This window comes from Nocardiopsis sp. FIRDI 009, assembly GCF_003386285.1.
Taxonomy (GTDB): domain Bacteria; phylum Actinomycetota; class Actinomycetes; order Streptosporangiales; family Streptosporangiaceae; genus Nocardiopsis.
Map to the genome: position 1 here is coordinate 104,357 of NZ_QPNC01000011.1, position 14,593 is coordinate 118,949.

The window sequence follows — 14,593 nt, forward strand, 5'->3', positions numbered from 1 at the left end:
GCGAGGCCCTCGTGACACGGGATGCAGGGGATAGCACGGGCTCGTCGGAGCTCGGAGCGGTCGCCGGTACCCGCCGCCGTGTCGGCGGGGTGACGCCCCCAGGCGCCCGCGGGGCGACGAACGGGATGGAACCGCGCCGGAGACGTCCGCTCAGGACGGCGGATGACCGGGGTCCCGGGCGCACGACGCCCGGATCGCGGCGGACCGCACGACCCGCCGGGTCGGCCTGAGCCGCGTCGGCGGGAGGGTGTCCTGCGGCCGGAGAACGACCGCACGGCCCCGTGCCCGACGGAGGACCCACGTATCCGCCCCGCGGCCGCTCGGCCGCGGGGCCAGTACGAAGACGTTCCCCCGAGCGGGGGAAGAACCCGGCCCGCCACGCTGTTGCAGGGAGCGGGGCCGGACGCCCGCGACGGTCCGCCCAGCGGTGGACCTCCCCGGTCACGGAGAGCGCCCGCACGGAGAATTCCGACGCGGCTTTCCGATCCGCGGTGACCGATGCGGAACAACGAGGCGATCGGCGTGTTCGCTAAGAGCCGATAATCAGGCTTACCCGCGTGCGGCCCGGGACTCCCGTGATGGATGGGAGCTCCGGGCCGTTCGCCTTCGGCGTACACCGAAATCTGGCGCCCCAATTGGTAGTTGGATGTTGGGTGAACGCCCTATCGTCGGGGAAAGTCTCTGGCACGGACGGCTACGGTCGGCCGTGCGGAGACGTCCGACCGGTCGGCAGCCAGTCGGTCGGGACGGACGGGTGCGGCAGTGCTCCCCGGGGCGGTTATCCCTGTGGGGCCGATATGCGGAAGAGTTGGGTCGGCGAGTACCGTCCCTGCCTGACCGCTCTGTAGAGGAGCGACGAGACATGTTCGAGAGGTTTACCGACCGCGCGCGGCGAGTGGTGGTTCTGGCCCAGGAAGAGGCCAGGATGCTCAACCACAACTACATCGGTACGGAGCACATCCTGCTCGGCCTCATCCACGAGGGTGAGGGTGTCGCCGCCAAGGCCCTGGAGAGTCTTGGCATCAGCCTCGAAGCGGTTCGGCAGCAGGTTGAGGAGATCATCGGCCAGGGCCAGCAGGCTCCGTCGGGGCACATCCCCTTCACGCCGCGGGCGAAGAAGGTCCTGGAGCTGTCCCTGCGCGAGGCCCTCCAGCTCGGCCACAACTACATCGGCACCGAGCACATCCTGCTCGGCCTGATCCGTGAGGGCGAGGGCGTGGCCGCCCAGGTGCTGGTCAAGCTCGGCGCCGACCTGAACCGGGTCCGCCAGCAGGTCATCCAGCTGCTGCACGGCTACCAGACCGGCAAGGAGGCGCAGACGACGGGCGCGTCCTCGGAGTCCGCGCCGTCCACGTCGCTGGTGCTGGACCAGTTCGGTCGCAACCTGACCCAGGCCGCCCGGGAGAGCAAGCTCGACCCGGTCATCGGTCGGGACAAGGAGATCGAGCGCGTGATGCAGGTGCTCTCGCGCCGTACCAAGAACAACCCGGTCCTCATCGGTGAGCCCGGCGTCGGTAAGACGGCGGTCGTCGAGGGGCTGGCGCAGAAGATCGTCAAGGGGGAGATCCCCGAGACGCTCAAGGACAAGCAGCTGTACACGCTGGACCTGGGCGCCCTGGTCGCGGGCAGCCGCTACCGCGGTGACTTCGAGGAACGCCTGAAGAAGGTGCTCAAGGAGATCCGCACCCGCGGTGACATCATCCTGTTCATCGACGAGCTGCACACGCTGGTCGGCGCGGGGGCGGCGGAAGGTGCCATAGACGCCGCCTCGATCCTCAAGCCGATGCTGGCCCGGGGCGAGCTCCAGACCATCGGCGCCACCACGCTGGACGAGTACCGCAAGTACCTGGAGAAGGACGCCGCTCTGGAGCGCCGGTTCCAGCCCATCCAGGTGGACGAGCCGTCCATCACGCACGCGATCGAGATCCTCAAGGGTCTGCGCGACCGCTACGAGGCCCACCACCGGGTGTCGATCACCGACAGCGCACTGGTGGCCGCCGCGACCATGGCCGACCGCTACATCAGCGACCGGTTCCTGCCGGACAAGGCGATCGACCTCATCGACGAGGCGGGCTCGCGGATGCGCATCCGCCGGATGACCGCCCCGCCGGACCTGCGTGAGTTCGACGAGAAGATCGCCTCGGTCCGCCGCGACAAGGAGTCGGCGATCGACGCGCAGGACTTCGAGAAGGCGGCGTCGCTGCGCGACGACGAGAAGCAGCTGCTGAACAAGAAGGCGCAGCGGGAGAAGGAGTGGAAGGCCGGCGACATGGACGTCGTGGCCGAGGTCGACGAGGAGCTCATCGCCGAGGTCCTGGCCGCCTCCACCGGTATCCCGGTCTTCAAGCTGACCGAGGAGGAGTCCTCGCGTCTGCTCCGCATGGAGGACGAGCTGCACAAGCGGGTCATCGGCCAGGAGGACGCCATCAAGGCGCTCTCGCAGGCGATCCGCCGTACGCGTGCCGGGCTGAAGGACCCCAAGCGTCCGGGTGGTTCGTTCATCTTCGCCGGTCCGTCCGGTGTCGGTAAGACCGAGCTGTCCAAGACGCTGGCCGAGTTCCTGTTCGGGGACGAGGACGCGCTGATCCAGCTGGACATGTCCGAGTTCATGGAGAAGCACACGGTCTCGCGGCTGTTCGGCTCCCCGCCCGGGTACGTCGGCTACGAGGAGGGCGGCCAGCTCACCGAGAAGGTGCGCCGCAAGCCGTTCTCCGTGGTCCTCTTCGACGAGATCGAGAAGGCCCACAACGACATCTTCAACTCGCTCCTCCAGGTGCTGGAGGAGGGCCGTCTCACCGACGCCCAGGGTCGCAACGTCGACTTCAAGAACACGGTCATCATCATGACCACCAACCTGGGCACCCGGGACATCTCCAAGGGCGTGGCGATGGGCTTCGCCAAGGAGGACGACGCCCAGACCAACTACGAGCGGATGAAGGCGAAGGTCAGCGAGGAGCTCAAGCAGAACTTCCGGCCGGAGTTCCTCAACCGTGTGGACGACGTCATCGTCTTCCACCAGCTGACGGAGAAGGAGATCTTCCAGATCGTGGATCTGATGGTCTCCAGCCTGGACAGCCGCCTCAAGGAGCGGGACATGGGGATCGAGCTGCGTCCCGGCGCCAAGAAGGTGCTGGCCGAGCGCGGGTTCGACCCGGTCCTGGGCGCGCGGCCGCTGCGTCGCACGATCCAGCGCGAGATCGAGGACCAGCTGTCGGAGAAGATCCTGTTCGGCGACCTCAAGTCCGGCCAGATCGTGGTGATCGACGCCGAGGGCGAGGGCACCGACGCCAAGTTCACCTTCAAGGGTGTGCCCAAGCCCGCCGCGGTTCCGGACACGCCCGCGGTCGAGGAGTCGGCTGCCGGTAAGAGCGAGTAACGACGCCGGTCGCACCGGTTGACGCGTGTGGACGGGGGCATCCCTTCGGGGGCGCCCCCGTTCGCCTGTGCGCGGACCGGGGGTGTGGCGGTCCGGCGAGGGTGTGGTTAGGGTTTGCGCGTGACCCATCCACAGGACCCCCGACAGCCGGGCGGCCAGACGCCGCCGGGACAGTTCCCTCCGCAGGGCCAGCAGAACCCCCACACGCCCCACGGCCGGTACGACCGGCCCGGACCGGCTCCCGGACACCCTCCGCACGGCGCGCCCGGACAGTACCCGCAGCAGGGGTACCCCGGTGCCCCCGGCCAGGACCCGACTCCCCGCCGAGGAGGGCGCGGGGTGCTCGTCGGCGTGGTCGTCGGTGTCGGGCTCCTGGTGGTCGTCCTCGTCGCCGCCACGGGCGCCGTCCTGTGGGCGGTCAACGACGGGGACGGGGGAGTGCCCGGGTCGGCGGACCTGAGCGCGGTGGTCGAGTACGAGGACCTGCCCGCCGACCACGTGGACACCACGGTCACCGTCGACTACGAGATGTTCCCGCCCGCGGGCGGTGAGCACTACGGTGTGTGGCAGAACTGCGGCGTCTACCAGGCGCCGATCAGGAACGAGACGGCCGTGCACTCCCTGGAGCACGGGGCCGTGTGGGTCACCTACGACCCCGGGGCCGTGGACGACGACGGGGTGGCGACCCTGGAGGGCCACTACAGGCAGGGGGACTACCTCCTCGTCAGCCCGGTCGAGGAGGGCATGCCCGCGCCGGTCGTGGCCTCCGCGTGGGGCGCGCAGATCCTCCTCGACGGTCCCGAGGATCCGCGTCTGGCCGCGTTCGTGCGCCGGTACGAACAGTCCCCGGACGCGCCGGAGCCGGGCGCTCCGTGCAGCGGCTCCCACGACGGGGCCGCCGACGAGGCGCTCCTCTCACCGGACCCGGGGGGCGCCGACGTCGACGATCTCCTGGACATGGAGGGCTGACCGGGCCCGCCTGAGGGATCGGACATCCGGCCGGCGCCCGGGGCGGGGTCAGCCGGGCAGCGCGTAGCGGCCGTCGTCCAGGGGGTCCACGAGCCCGTCCGCGACCAGCGCGTCCAGGGCCCGCTCGCGCTGGACGCCGTCGTCCCAGACCGCGTCCAGGGCCGACTTGGGCACCGGGTCGGCGGAGTCGCGCAGCACGGCCAGCAGCCGCCCGCGCACCTGCCGGTCGGTGCCCGCGTAGGTCTGTCCCCGGCGCGGCGGGCCGTCGTGGGCGGGTTTGCCCGCCAGCCTCCAGGCGCACTGGTGGGCGATCGGGCAGTCCGCGCACGCGGGGGTCCGGGCGGTGCACACGAGGGCGCCCAGCTCCATCACGGCCACGCCCCAGCGCGCCGCGACGGACGCCACGGGCGGGAGCAGCGATTCTGCGAGGGCGGTCTCCGCCTTCGTCTGGGTTTTCGGCGGGTACTGGATCCCGGTTTCGGCCCTCGCGAGAACGCGCCGCACGTTCGTGTCCAAAATGGCGTGGCGCTGTCCGAAGGCGAAGCTGGCCACGGCCGCGGCGGTGTAGGCGCCGACGCCGGGCAGGGAGAGCAGCGTCTCGTGACTGTCCGGCACCCGCCCCCCGTGCTGTTCGGTGATCGCCACGGCGCAGGCGTGCAGGCGCAGGGCGCGACGCGGGTAGCCGAGCCGGTTCCACATCCGGACGGCCTCGCCGGGGGGCTCTTTGGCCAGGTCGGCGGGGGTGGGCCAGCGTTCCATCCAGGCCCGCCAGGCGGGCAGCACCCGGACGACGGGCGTCTGCTGGAGCATGATCTCGCTGACCAGGATCGACCAGGGCGTGGCGTCGGGGGCGCGCCAGGGAAGGTCGCGGGCGTTGGCCTCGTACCACGCCAGAACCGCTGTGCTGTAAGGGTTATCGCTCATCTTTTACGGGGTATCGGCGGGTTGGGTAGGTGGGTGGCACACGAAACCGCAATACTACGGCCCATGGCGTCAAGTACCGGACATCCAGGAGCCGTCAGCCGCGAGACCTATTGGAAGCGGCGTGCCCTCGTGTTGGCGGGGGCCCTGCTCGTCCTCACGCTGATCGCGTTCGCCTGCCGCCCCTCCTCAGAGGACGACGCCGAACCGACGCGGTCGGAGGCGGGCGCCGCTGACACCGACCCCTCTCCCAGTGTCCCACCCGAGACGCCCTCGGCGGTCGAGAGCGCCGAACCCGAGGAGGAACCGTCCGAGGGGGAGGCCGAGGACGCCGGGGGGCCGGACGGTCAGGACGCCACCGAGGGGGAGGGCGGGGAGGCCGCGGAGGGCTCCGGCGCCGAGTCCGGCGGTGCCGCCGCCCCCGAGAGTCCCGAGGACGCGTGCCGGCCGGAGGACGTGGTCGTGACCTTCGAGCTCGCCGACGAGGACCGGGAGGTCTACGGGAGCGGCGCGCGGCCGGAGTTCCGGGTCACCGTCGTCAACACCGAGGACCAGACCTGCACGGTGGACGTGGGGCCCGAGGCCCTGGAGATCCGCATCCACTCCGGGAACGACCGGATCTTCTCCACCGGTGACTGCGTCGAGGGCGATGCCGCCGAGAAACGTCAGCTCAGTCGCGGCGTGCCGCACGAGTTCACGGTCGAGTGGGACCGGCAGCGCTCCTTCACGGACTGCCGGGACGGCTCCGCCGCGCGCCCGGGGTGGTATCGCGCCAAGCTGCACGGGGAGTACGCGAGCGGCACCGGCGAGCTGGTGTTCCAGCTGACCTGACCAGGTGCGGCGGGGACCGGGTGCCCCTCGGGGCCGGTTTCCGCCGCACACACGCCACACGGGGACGAGGCGCCACGTGTCGTTATCTGGATGTTACTGTGTGTTACGTCAAGTGATTCCGCAGTCACCAGGAGCAATCGTGAAGTTTGTCGGAACCGTCCTGTCCGCTGTCGCCATGTCCGCCCTCGCGTTGTCGACGGCGGCTCCGGCGCAGGCGGCGGAGGAGAACTTCCAGCACTTTCGGCTCTCGATCACGGAGAAGGACACGGGCAAGACGAAGCGCGTGCACCTCTTCTGCGACCCGCCCGGCGGTAGCCACCCGCGGCCCCAGGACGCCTGCGACCTCATCTACGCGTTCGGCTCCATCAAGAGGATCGACGTCGCCGACAGCGCCTGTCCGCTGATCTTCGACCCGGTCGTCGCCCGGTCCACCGGCTCCGAGCACTTCAAGATGACCTTCCCGAACCTGTGTGTCCTGCTCGACGTCAAGGGCGCGGTCTTCGACTTCTGGGAGGACGGGGGCCGGGAGTCGGTCGACGGCCGGGACATGCGCGAGGCCGGTGACTCCGGGTACTACGACCGGCTGCACGGCCACCACGGTCAGACGGACCGCGGTTACCGGTAGACCCCGGCGGACATCCCGCTCGGAGGGCGGGACGGCCGTTCTGTCGGGGTAGGAGAGTCGTAAGTGAGTGATGTGACGACACGGCCCGCTCCCGTGTCCGACGCACCGCCGATGTGCTGGAGGCCATCATGAGAGCCGTCGCGACCGCCCTGGCCGTCTGCGCCGCCACCGCGACCGTCCTCGTTCCCGCCGCGCCCGCGCCCGCGGCCGCCGCGGAGGCGCCTCCCGCGTACGCCGCCTACCGGCTCCGGGTGGTCGAGGGGGTCGGGTTCGAGGACGAGTCGGTACGGGAGGTCTCGCTGGTGTGCGCGCCCAAGGGCGGCGCGGGGAGCCATCCCCGGGCGGTCGACGCCTGCGCGGCCATCGCCGAGGCCGGTTCGATCGCCGCCGTCCCGGCCGACCCGGCCGCGGCCTGCACCCTGGAGTACCGGCCGGTCATCGCGTCCGTGCGGGGCTCCGAGAACTACCATGAGCGGTTCGGCAACACCTGCCTGCTCCACGCGGCCAAGGGCGCGGTCTTCGACTTCTAGTGCCCCTCGGGGCCTCCGCCGCGCCTCGGCCCGCCGGGGCCGTCACCAGCCCCGGCGCGCTTGGACCGCCGCGCCACCCAGGCCAGTGCCTCGCTGAGCTCCTCGACCTCGTGCGTCCGGATCCCGGGCACGGGGTCGCCGGAGTGCTTGGGCACGACCGCCTCGGTGAAGCCCAGCCGTTGTGCCTCCGTGATCCTGCGCTGGACCCCGTTCACGGCGCGGATGTCCCCGGCCAGGCCGACCTCGCCGATGGCGATGAACCCGCGCGGCAGGGCGACGTCGTTGTTGGAACTGCCCGCGGCCAGAGCCAGTGCGAGGTCGACCGCGGGCTCCCCGAGGCGTACGCCGCCCACCGTGGAGGCGTACACGTCCATGTTGGCCAGCCGCATGCCCGTGCGCTTCTCCAGGACCGCCAGGATCATGTTCACCCGGGACGTGTCCAGCCCGGACGTGGCCCGGCGGGGTGCGGGCAGCGGTGTGGGCGCCACCAGCGCCTGCACCTCCGTGATGAGCGGACGCCGCCCCTCCAGGGTGACCGTGACGCACGTGCCGGGCACCGGGTCGGTGCGTTCGGTGAGGAAGAGTCCGCTGGGGTCCGGGAGGCCGACGATGCCGCTCTCGGTCAGCTCGAAGCACCCGATCTCGTCGGTGGGCCCGTACCGGTTCTTGACCGCGCGCAGCAGCCGTAGCTGCGAGTGGCGCTCCCCCTCGAAGTGCAGCACCACGTCCACCAGGTGCTCCAGCAGGCGGGGGCCGGCGATGGAGCCGTCCTTGGTGACGTGACCGACCAGGACCGTCGCGATACCGCGCTCCTTGGCGATCTGGATCAGCGCCCCCGTCACCTGCCTGACCTGGGTGACGCCGCCGGGCACCCCGGACACCTCGGGGGAGACCATGGTCTGCACCGAGTCCACGATGAGCAGCCGGGGCCCGACCGCCTCGACGTGGCTGACCAGGGAGGCGATCGAGGTCTCCGCGGCCAGGAACAGCTTGTCGGAGAGCGCGCCGAGCCGCTCGGCGCGCAGGCGCACCTGACCGGCGGACTCCTCCCCGGTCACGTACAGGACGGGGCCCTGGGCGGCCCGCATCGCGGCGACCTCCAGCAGCAGCGTCGACTTGCCGACGCCCGGTTCGCCCGCGAGCAGCACGACGCCGCCGGGGACGGCGCCCCCGCCGAGAACGCGGTCGAGTTCGTCCACCCCCGTAGGGACGGCCTCGGCGGTCTCGACACCGATCTCGGTGATGGGCCGGGCGCGGGAGGTCACCGGCGCCGCCGCGACCGCGGCCGGGGCCGGGGCGCCCGCCTCCTCGACCGTGCCCCAGGCCTGGCACTCACCGCAGCGGCCCACCCACTTGAGGGTGCTCCATCCACAGTCGGTGCACCGGAACGTCGTCTTCGCTGCTTTGGGCATGCCAGTCACGCTAACGCCTCCCTGGGACACGCCGAACGGGACAGCTCCGCGGTACATCGGGGCATATGAAAGTTACCTACGGGTTAGTCAACGCCGTCCGTAGGTTGTGTTACAGAATGCGTAGGGTCCGACACCCCTGGTCCCCCACTGGAGAGGAACCCGCGTGCCCCGCACCGACGACAGCACGATCGTGCCCGCCGCCCGCCCCCGACGCACCCCCCTCCTCGCCGTCCCGATCGCCGCGGCCCTGTGCCTGGCCTCCGCCCCCGCGGCCGCCGAGGCCCAGGAGGCGGTCGCCTACGACAGCTACGTGGCCCTCGGTGACTCGTTCACCTCGGGGCCGCTGATCCCGCCGTACGCGCCCGGCTCCGACCCCCGCTGCCTCCGGTCGTCCGGCAACTACGCCCGGTTGGCCGCCGACGCGCTGGGCGTCGCCGAGTTCACCGACGTCAGCTGCGCCGGAGCGGTCATCCGGGACCTGCGCGAACCCCAGCACACCGACCTCACCGACGTTCCGCCGCAGTTCGACGCCCTCACCCCCGACACCGATCTGGTGACGGTCGGGATCAGCGGCAACGACCTCGGCTTCACCGACATCCTCATGGAGTGCGCCCGACGGAGCCTGACCAACCCGATCGGGAGCCCGTGCGCCGACCACTACGGCGACGAACTCGACCAGCGGATCGAGGACCTGCGCGACGACGTGTCGGGCGTCTACGCCGAGATCGCCGAGCGCAGCCCCGGGGCGACCGTCGTCAGCGTCGGCTACCTCCAGATCCTCCCGGAGCGCCGGGGCTGCTGGCCGGAGGCGCCCATCGCCTGGGGCGACGTGGCCTACCTGGACGGCGTCCAGACCGCCCTGAACCGAATGATCGCGGAGGAGTCCCAGGCGGCGGGCGCCGTGTTCGTCGACGTCCTCGAACGCGGCCATGACGTGTGCCAGTCGTCGTCCCGCCGCTGGGTCGAGGGGTTGGTCCCGGAGAACACGGCCGCGCCGGTGCACCCCAACGAGGCGGGCATGGTGGCCGTCTCCGAACGGCTCGTGGCCCGTCTGGGGGCCTGAACCTCGTCACTGAACGTCGCCGGTCATGGTGGATGTCTGCTGCTGACTGACTGCTACGTCCCTTTTGTCGGCGAGATTTTACCGTGACCGCAGGGCAAATTGATTACATAGGGTGATTCATTCGCGCGCGAAAGCGACGAAGGGTGATCCGTTGGGATGGAACGCCCCGGGGCCGACCCGACACGGGGCGCCCACACATCCGAACGGGGAACACCATGAATCACTCCCGACACCACGAGCAAACCCCGGCCCGTCGCCCGGGTCGTCCCGGGCGACGGGCCGTACCCGTGCGGACCGCCGCCCGGGCGATCGCCGTCGCCAGCGCGGCCGCGTCCCTGCTCGCCGCGGCGCTCGCCCCGGCACCGGCCCTGGCCCAACCGGTCCGCGGGGCCACCGAGGCCGCCCCAGCCTCCGAGCGAGTCCACCAGGGGCTTGCCGCCCCGACGATCGAGACGGCGATCAGCGCCGCCGAGTCGAAGAAGGGCACGCCCTACGGGTGGGGCGGAACCGGGCCGCACACCTTCGACTGCTCCGGCCTCGTCCAGTGGTCCTTCCGTCAGGCGGGGGTCGAACTGCCCCGCATCGCCCACGATCAGGTGGCGGCGGGCACCCGCATCCCCTACTCCCGGGCCCGCCGCGGTGACCTCGTCTACTGGTCCGACCGCGGAGGCTACGTCTACCACGTCGGCATCTACCTCGGCCGGGGGCGCATGATCGACGCTCCCGAATCGGGCGACCACGTCCGCGAGCGCGACGTGTTCCACTACAACCTCGGCGGAGCGGTACGGCTGTGACGCCCACCGCGTCGTGCGGTTCCGCCGCCGACGTCCGCAGGTGACCGACGCGAAACCGGCACCCGTGCCCCTGGTGCCGCTTCCACCCCTCAGCGCTCCCTCGGCGAGCGGCCCCGGGGCGGCAGTCCCGTGGCGGCCGCAGTGCCGGACCCGTCCCGAGGGTGCGGCACGCCGTGGTCCCGGCGACGGGAGGCGTGCGGGGGCGGGTAGCGCATACTCTGGGGGCGTGAGCCCTATCCAGGTCCCAGACGCGCCCGTCGTGCTCTCGTCGGCGTCGGTCTACCCGGAGAAGACCCCGGCCGCCTTCGAGATCGCCGCGAAGCTGGGGTACGACGGCGTGGAGGTGCTCGTCTCCTCCGACCCCGCCAGCCAGGACATCGACCTCCTGCGGCGCCTCTCGGACTACCACCAGATGCCCGTCACCGCCGTCCACTCCCCCTGCCTGGTCCTGACCCAGCGCGTGTGGGGCCGAGACCCCTGGGGCAAGCTCGTCAGGTCCAAGGAGATGGCCGAGGCCCTGGGCGCGAAGGCGATCGTGGTCCACCCCGCCTTCCGCTGGCAGCGCGAGTACGCCAAGGAGTTCGAGACCGGCGTCGCCCGCATGCAGGACGAGACCGACGTCGTCTTCGCCGTGGAGAACATGTACCCGGTGCGCGTCCGCGACCGCGAGGTCGTGCCCTACGCGCCGAGCTGGAACCCGCTGGACCGCGACTACCCCGACGTCACCCTCGACCTGTCGCACACCGCCATGTCCGGCTCCGACGCGATGGACATGGCCAAGCGGCTCGGCGACCGCCTCTCCCACGTCCACGTCGCCGACGGCTTCGGCGGCCAGAACCTCGACGAACACCTCATCCCGGGCCGTGGCCGCCAGCCCGTCGCCGAACTCCTGGAGTACCTGGCCGCCGACGGTTACGAGGGCCAGCTGGTCCTGGAGGTGAGCACCCGCAAGGCCCCCGACCGCCAGGCCCGGATGCGCGAACTGGCCGAGGCGCTGGCCTTCACCCGGCTGCACTTCGCCCGGCCCACCGTCGAGCCCGACGGCCGCCCCCGCGACCGGCGTGAACGCATCGCCCTCCTGCGCCGTGGACCGGCGGCGCCGCCCCGGCACTTCTCCGTGGACACCCGGGGCACCGTCGACGACCAGGACGGCGACCGGGGCAGGGGCACGGACGGCGGCGACTGAGCGTCCACGGTGTGAGACGACCCGTCCGCACCGGCGCGGCCGTGCGGTTAGCGTGGAGGGGACCCGCAGAGAGGACCCCTTCATGATCGCGATCATCGGCGCCGGAAAGATGGGCGAGGCGCTCCTCGCCGGAATGCTGGCCACGGGCCACGCCCCGGAGGACGTCCTCGTCACCGAGCCGCGCGCGGAGCACGCAGACGAGCTCCGGAAGCGGTACGGGGTCGAGGTGGTTCCCGCGGCGGACGCCGCCAAGCGCGCCGACACGCTGCTGCTCGCCCTCAAGCCGCAGGACATGGTGGACCTGCTGGAGGACCTCTCCCCCCACCTGTCCACGGACCGCCTCGTCATCTCCGTCGCGGCCGGGCTCACCACCTCCGTGATGGAGAGCCACCTGCCGGTCGGGGTCCCCGTGGTGCGCGCGATGCCGAACACCCCCGCGCTCATGGGCCGGGGCATGACCGCCATCGCGGGCGGCGCCAACACCGAACCCGAGCACCTGGACCGCGCCGAGGGCCTGCTGGGCGCCGTCGGCGAGGTGATCCGCGTCGGCGAGCAGCACATGGACACCGTGACGGCGATCTCCGGGAGCGGACCGGCCTACTTCTACTTCATCGCCGAGACGATGGTCGAGGCGGGCGTGGCGATGGGGATGCCGCGCGCCACCGCGCAGAAGCTCGTCGAGCAGACGATGACCGGTGCCGCCGCCATGCTCACCGACTCCGGTGAACACCCGGTCGTCCTCCGCGAGGCCGTGACCTCGCCGGGCGGGACCACAGCGGCCGCCCTGCGCGAACTGGAGCGCCACGGCGTGCGCACCGCCTTCACCGACGCCATCGAGGCCGCCCGCGACCGCAGCCGGGCGCTGTCCGGTAGCTGACCCGGAGCCGCGATTGGCCGGGTTCGGCCGGGGGTCACGGAGCGGGACGTCCCTATACGCGGATAGTGTCGGATAGGGGACATCGATCCCCGTCTCGGTCCCGTGCGCGCGGGACGCTCCATCCCCTCCCGACCCCAGGGCCCCCATGACTTCACCACCTCCTCACGACCCGTCCCAGCAACCCCCCGGTCAGCCCCGGCCCGGCCAGCCTCCGCAGCCGCCGTACCCAGGTCAGCAGCCCCAGCCGGGGCCGCAGCAGCCTCCGTCGGGGCCGCAGCAGGGACCGCCCCCGCAGCAGGGGCCGCCGCCTGGTGGGATGCCGCCCGGCGGCGGTTTCGGTCCCCCACCCGGCGGTCCGCCGCCCGGTGGGATGCCGCCCGGTGGGATGCCGCCCGGGCAGTTCGGCGCGCCGCAGCCCCGGCCACCCCGAATGGGGTTGTTCTCCTCGCCCACGGCGTTGCGGGCCGGGTTGCTCAACCTCTCCGGGTTCGGCGCCGGTTACCTCTACCTGCGGCAGTGGATCTTCTTCGGGGTGGCGCTCGTCGTCACGGTGGGTCTGTTGGTCGGCGCCGCCCTGCACGGAGCCGCCGACCACCCGCTGGTCTGGGCGCCGGTCCTGCTGGTGTGGTTCCTCGCCGCGGGCGTCCACGGCCTGTTCGCCGGGCGTTCCCGCGACGAGCGCACCACGGCGGCGGGCGGTCAGCCCGCGAGGAGGTTGGCCCCCGTGCTGACCGCCGCGGGTCTGGTGCTCGCCGTGGTCGCGGGTCTGGCCGGTGTGTGGCAGGCGGGCGAGTGGCGGCTGCGGGTCGCCGACGCCGCCCACGCGCGGGGTGAGTGTGCCGAGGCCGTCGACATCTACGAGCGGGTGGAGGCCGGTTTCCAGCTGTCCATGTCGCCGTCCCTGATGGATCGCGCGCGTTCGGGCGCCGAGGCGTGTGACCTCCTCACCCGCGCCCAGGACGAGATGTCGGACGAGGAGTACGACCAGGCCATCGACACCTACGGCGAGTACTTCGCGCACCCGGCCTCCCGGTGGGAGGACACCGACGGCGAGGTGGCCGACGCCAACCTCTCCTACGCGGAGAGCCTGGCGACCGCCGCCGCCGAGTCCTACGACGGCCGGATCACCGACGAGATCCGTGAGGGCTTCGAGCAGGCCCACGAGATCTACGGAGCCATCCCCACCAACTACGAGGGGACCGAGGCCGCCGGGCGGGTGCCCGACGCCATGCTGGAGCTGTACGAGCTGGGCACCTCCGACTACGCCGAGGAGCGCTGGTGCGACGCGTTCGACCAGATCGAGGTGTTCGCCGACCTCGACTGGTCCCTCGCGCCCGCCGTCGCCGAGCGGATCGACGCCGAGGCCCCCGAGGCCGCGCGTCAGTGCGGTTGGGCCGAGGTCGACGGCGGGTCGGCCGACCGCGCGGAGGAGATGACCGACTTCCTCGCCGCGGAGTACCCGGACCACGAGGCCGACGACGTCGAGGACCTGGTCCGCCACGTGGGCGCCGCCCACATCGAGGAGACCATGGACACCCTGCGCGCGGGCGGCGAGAGCCGGTTCGACCCGCAGCCCTTCGGCAGCTCGGGCAGTGACAAGGTCGTCTTCGAGATCACCAACGACAGCCCCTACGACATGCGGTTCCTCTACGTCGGTCCGGACGGCGTCCACGACGAGGTCGTCACGGACGGATGCGACGACTGCGACACGTACAGCTCCCCGCCCTCCGGTAACTCGTGCTTCGAGCGAGGCGGAGAGATCATGCGCGTCGAGCTGGACCCGGGAGAGTACCGACTGATGCTCACGTCGGACGCGCCGAGGTCCGTTCCGTTGCACGGCACGCGGAACCTCAGCGGTGGTGAACGCTACGAGAGCTGCTTCTACGTGACACAGGAGTAGCGACTCCGGTCCGGGACGGACCGAGCGTCCGTCCCGGGCCGCCCTGTCCCTCCTCCCCTTCCGTCGACCCCTCCCCGAGCCCGGATCCCCCATGACATCACCATCTCCT

The 14,593-nt window shown here is 71.6% G+C and carries 12 protein-coding genes; 10 read left to right on the forward strand and 2 right to left on the reverse strand.

Going from position 1 to position 14,593, the window contains the following annotated elements:
• Nucleotides 1-862 precede the first annotated feature (862 nt).
• Nucleotides 863-3,376, forward strand: coding sequence for an ATP-dependent Clp protease ATP-binding subunit (locus DVR05_RS09860; RefSeq protein ID WP_116245540.1), 2,514 nt, complete (start codon nucleotides 863-865; stop codon nucleotides 3,374-3,376).
• A 120-nt stretch (nucleotides 3,377-3,496) separates the two neighbouring features.
• Nucleotides 3,497-4,345: a DUF3105 domain-containing protein gene (locus DVR05_RS09865; RefSeq protein WP_232832060.1), complete on the forward strand. Its 849-nt coding sequence runs from the start codon at nucleotides 3,497-3,499 to the stop codon at nucleotides 4,343-4,345.
• A gap of 48 nt (nucleotides 4,346-4,393) precedes the next feature.
• Here DVR05_RS09865 and DVR05_RS09870 read toward each other — a convergent pair whose 3' ends face one another.
• Nucleotides 4,394-5,269: an A/G-specific adenine glycosylase gene (locus DVR05_RS09870; RefSeq protein WP_116245542.1), complete on the reverse strand. Its 876-nt coding sequence runs from the start codon at nucleotides 5,267-5,269 to the stop codon at nucleotides 4,394-4,396.
• Nucleotides 5,270-5,332: 63 nt separating this feature from the next.
• Between DVR05_RS09870 and DVR05_RS09875 the strand changes: the two genes are divergently transcribed.
• The 3 genes from DVR05_RS09875 to DVR05_RS09885 all read left to right on the forward strand — a co-directional run bounded on the left by DVR05_RS09875 (nucleotide 5,333) and on the right by DVR05_RS09885 (nucleotide 7,252).
• Nucleotides 5,333-6,097, forward strand: coding sequence for a hypothetical protein (locus DVR05_RS09875; protein WP_116245543.1), 765 nt, complete (start codon nucleotides 5,333-5,335; stop codon nucleotides 6,095-6,097).
• 139 nt (nucleotides 6,098-6,236) lie between these two features.
• The gene (locus DVR05_RS09880) at nucleotides 6,237-6,722 is read left to right on the forward strand and encodes an SSI family serine proteinase inhibitor (RefSeq protein WP_116245544.1); all 486 of its coding nucleotides are present in this window, start codon (nucleotides 6,237-6,239) and stop codon (nucleotides 6,720-6,722) included.
• 128 nt (nucleotides 6,723-6,850) lie between these two features.
• Nucleotides 6,851-7,252, forward strand: coding sequence for an SSI family serine proteinase inhibitor (locus DVR05_RS09885; RefSeq protein WP_157982421.1), 402 nt, complete (start codon nucleotides 6,851-6,853; stop codon nucleotides 7,250-7,252).
• Here the strand turns inward: DVR05_RS09885 and radA are convergent.
• Nucleotides 7,249-8,664: a DNA repair protein RadA gene (radA, locus tag DVR05_RS09890; protein WP_116245546.1), complete on the reverse strand. Its 1,416-nt coding sequence runs from the start codon at nucleotides 8,662-8,664 to the stop codon at nucleotides 7,249-7,251. The genes DVR05_RS09885 and radA overlap by 4 nt on opposite strands.
• 163 nt (nucleotides 8,665-8,827) lie before the next feature.
• Here radA and DVR05_RS09895 point away from each other — a divergent pair, with 163 nt between their 5' ends.
• The 5 genes from DVR05_RS09895 (at nucleotide 8,828) to DVR05_RS09920 (ending at nucleotide 14,484) form a co-directional block, all read left to right on the forward strand.
• Nucleotides 8,828-9,727: an SGNH/GDSL hydrolase family protein gene (locus DVR05_RS09895; RefSeq protein WP_116245547.1), complete on the forward strand. Its 900-nt coding sequence runs from the start codon at nucleotides 8,828-8,830 to the stop codon at nucleotides 9,725-9,727.
• Between the two features lie 215 nt (nucleotides 9,728-9,942).
• Nucleotides 9,943-10,521: a C40 family peptidase gene (locus tag DVR05_RS09900; protein WP_116245548.1), complete on the forward strand. Its 579-nt coding sequence runs from the start codon at nucleotides 9,943-9,945 to the stop codon at nucleotides 10,519-10,521.
• A gap of 226 nt (nucleotides 10,522-10,747) precedes the next feature.
• The gene (locus tag DVR05_RS09905) at nucleotides 10,748-11,707 is read left to right on the forward strand and encodes a sugar phosphate isomerase/epimerase (protein ID WP_116245549.1); all 960 of its coding nucleotides are present in this window, start codon (nucleotides 10,748-10,750) and stop codon (nucleotides 11,705-11,707) included.
• Between the two features lie 82 nt (nucleotides 11,708-11,789).
• On the forward strand, nucleotides 11,790-12,584 hold the full coding sequence (proC, locus tag DVR05_RS09910; RefSeq protein WP_116245550.1) for a pyrroline-5-carboxylate reductase: 795 nt from the start codon (nucleotides 11,790-11,792) through the stop codon (nucleotides 12,582-12,584).
• A gap of 430 nt (nucleotides 12,585-13,014) precedes the next feature.
• Entirely contained in the window at nucleotides 13,015-14,484 is a 1,470-nt protein-coding gene (locus DVR05_RS09920) for a DUF1109 domain-containing protein (RefSeq protein WP_232832061.1), read from the forward strand.
• Nucleotides 14,485-14,593: the final 109 nt, after the last annotated feature.

Excerpts from the sequence above, each read along its gene's own strand:
- DVR05_RS09885 (WP_157982421.1), top strand. The coding sequence starts at position 6,851 with ATGAGAGCCGTCGCGACCGCCCTGGCCGTCTGCGCCGCCACCGCGACC.
- DVR05_RS09875 (WP_116245543.1), top strand. The coding sequence starts at position 5,333 with ATGGCGTCAAGTACCGGACATCCAGGAGCCGTCAGCCGCGAGACCTAT.
- DVR05_RS09860 (WP_116245540.1), top strand. The coding sequence starts at position 863 with ATGTTCGAGAGGTTTACCGACCGCGCGCGGCGAGTGGTGGTTCTGGCC.
- DVR05_RS09870 (WP_116245542.1), bottom strand. The coding sequence starts at position 5,269 with ATGAGCGATAACCCTTACAGCACAGCGGTTCTGGCGTGGTACGAGGCC.
- DVR05_RS09900 (WP_116245548.1), top strand. The coding sequence starts at position 9,943 with ATGAATCACTCCCGACACCACGAGCAAACCCCGGCCCGTCGCCCGGGT.
- DVR05_RS09920 (WP_232832061.1), top strand. The coding sequence starts at position 13,015 with ATGGGGTTGTTCTCCTCGCCCACGGCGTTGCGGGCCGGGTTGCTCAAC.
- radA (WP_116245546.1), bottom strand. The coding sequence starts at position 8,664 with ATGCCCAAAGCAGCGAAGACGACGTTCCGGTGCACCGACTGTGGATGG.
- proC (WP_116245550.1), top strand. The coding sequence starts at position 11,790 with ATGATCGCGATCATCGGCGCCGGAAAGATGGGCGAGGCGCTCCTCGCC.